Below are 1658 nucleotides of genomic sequence, written 5' to 3'. Positions count from 1 at the left end.
GCCCGACAGCTTGCCGAACGCGATCACCGAGCCGCTGAACGTGATCGCACCGACGAAGGTGCCGATGAAGAGCTCGATCCGGTTGCCGTACGGCAGGAAGCCCGGATACTCGGCCGCCTCGCCGCCGAGACCAAAGGCTGCCGGCTCGCACACCACCGCATACGCGATGCACACCGCCGCGAGACCGATCAGCGAGTGCATCGCCGCGACAAGCTCCGGCATCTTCGTCATCTCGACGCGCGCCGCGACGAACGCGCCGATCGCCCCGCCAATCACGAGCGCCGCGAACAGCAGCCCGAGGCCCAGCGCAAGATTCGAGCCGAGCAGCGCGGCTTCCTTCACGATCAGCGCGATGGTGGTGAGCATCGCGATCGCCATGCCGATCATGCCGAACAGGTTGCCCGTGCGCGCCGTCTTCGGATTCGACAGGCCCTTGAGCGCCTGGATGAAGCACACCGACGCCACGAGGTAGAGCAGCGTCACGACGTTCATGCTCATTTATGCGCCCTCCTTGTGGCCGGGGGCAGCGATCTTCCTTGGCTCCTTCCTGCGGAACATTTCCAGCATTCGCCGTGTGACGAGAAAGCCGCCGAACACGTTGACGGCCGCGAGCAGCACCGCGAGCGTGCCGAAGAACTTGGCCGGCCCGCCGACGGTGAGCCCCGTCGCGAGCATCGCGCCGACGATCACGATCGCCGAGATCGCGTTCGTCACGGCCATCAGCGGCGTATGCAGCGCCGGCGTCACGTTCCAGACGACGTGATAGCCGACGTACACCGCCAGCACGAAGATGATCAGGTTGATGACGGTGTGGTTGATGACTTCCATCGCCGCTCTCCTTGTTGTTCGGGAATCAGGCCTTGCGGGTGACGGCGCCGTCGCGGGCCAGCAGCGTGGCCGCAACGATGTCGTCCGCGAGGTCGATATTGAGTGCGCCTTCCTTCGTGACGATCAGCTTCAGGAAGTCGAGCAGGTTGCGCGCGTAGAGCGACGATGCGTCGGCGGCGACCATCGACGCGAGATTCGTGTAGCCGACGAGCGTCACCCCGTGCTTCGTCACGACCTTGTCCGCTTCAGTCAGCGGGCAGTTGCCGCCGCGCACGCCGCCTTCGCCTTCGGGGCCGCGTCCCGCTGCGAGATCCACCAGCACCGAGCCCGGCTTCATCGCCTGCACGGTGTCGGCGGAGATCAGCGTCGGCGCTGGGCGGCCGGGGATCAGCGCGGTGGTGATCACGATATCGGCCTGCTTCGCGCGTTCGTGCACGAGCGCCGACTGGCGTGCGAGCCACGACGGCGGCATCGGCCGCGCATAGCCGCCCACGCCTTCGGCCGCCTCGCGTTCTTCCTGGGTCTCGTACGGCACGTCGAGGAATTTCGCGCCGAGCGATTCGATCTGCTCCTTCACCGCGGGGCGCACATCCGACGCTTCGATCACCGCGCCCAGGCGCTTCGCAGTCGCGATCGCCTGCAGGCCGGCCACACCCGCGCCGAGGATCAGCACGCGCGCGGCCTTCACGGTGCCGGCGGCCGTCATCAGCATCGGCATGAAGCGGGGGTAGACATCGGCGGCGATCAGCACGGCCTTGTAGCCGGCGATGTTCGCCTGCGAGCTCAGCACGTCGAGGCTCTGCGCGCGCGTGGTACGCGGCGCGGCTTCG

Annotated in this window: 3 protein-coding genes; all 3 read right to left on the bottom strand. The window is 67.3% G+C overall.

Features of this window, described 5'->3' with window-relative positions:
- Positions 1–498, bottom strand: a 498-nt coding sequence (locus tag DVS29_RS36720) for an NAD(P)(+) transhydrogenase (Re/Si-specific) subunit beta (protein WP_205962602.1), incomplete at its 3' end; no start/stop codon positions are given.
- Positions 499–828 carry an NAD(P) transhydrogenase subunit alpha part 2 gene (locus DVS29_RS36715; protein WP_118186241.1) on the bottom strand — a complete coding sequence of 110 codons (330 nt, stop codon included), beginning with the start codon at positions 826–828 and terminating at the stop codon, positions 499–501.
- 25 nt (positions 829–853) lie between these two features.
- On the bottom strand, positions 854–1658 hold an 805-nt coding region (locus tag DVS29_RS36710), incomplete at its 5' end, for a Rossmann-fold NAD(P)-binding domain-containing protein (protein ID WP_118186240.1).

Origin of the sequence: Paraburkholderia phosphatilytica (assembly GCF_003443895.1) — a bacterium.
GTDB lineage: Bacteria > Pseudomonadota > Gammaproteobacteria > Burkholderiales > Burkholderiaceae > Paraburkholderia > Paraburkholderia phosphatilytica.
The sequence above is the reverse complement of the archived record's forward strand: the minus strand, read 5'-3'. Positions and strand labels throughout refer to the sequence as shown.

What these genes read in the sequence shown, in the direction of transcription:
- DVS29_RS36715 (WP_118186241.1), bottom strand. Translation starts at nt 828, where the DNA reads ATGGAAGTCATCAACCACACCGTCATCAACCTGATCATCTTCGTGCTG.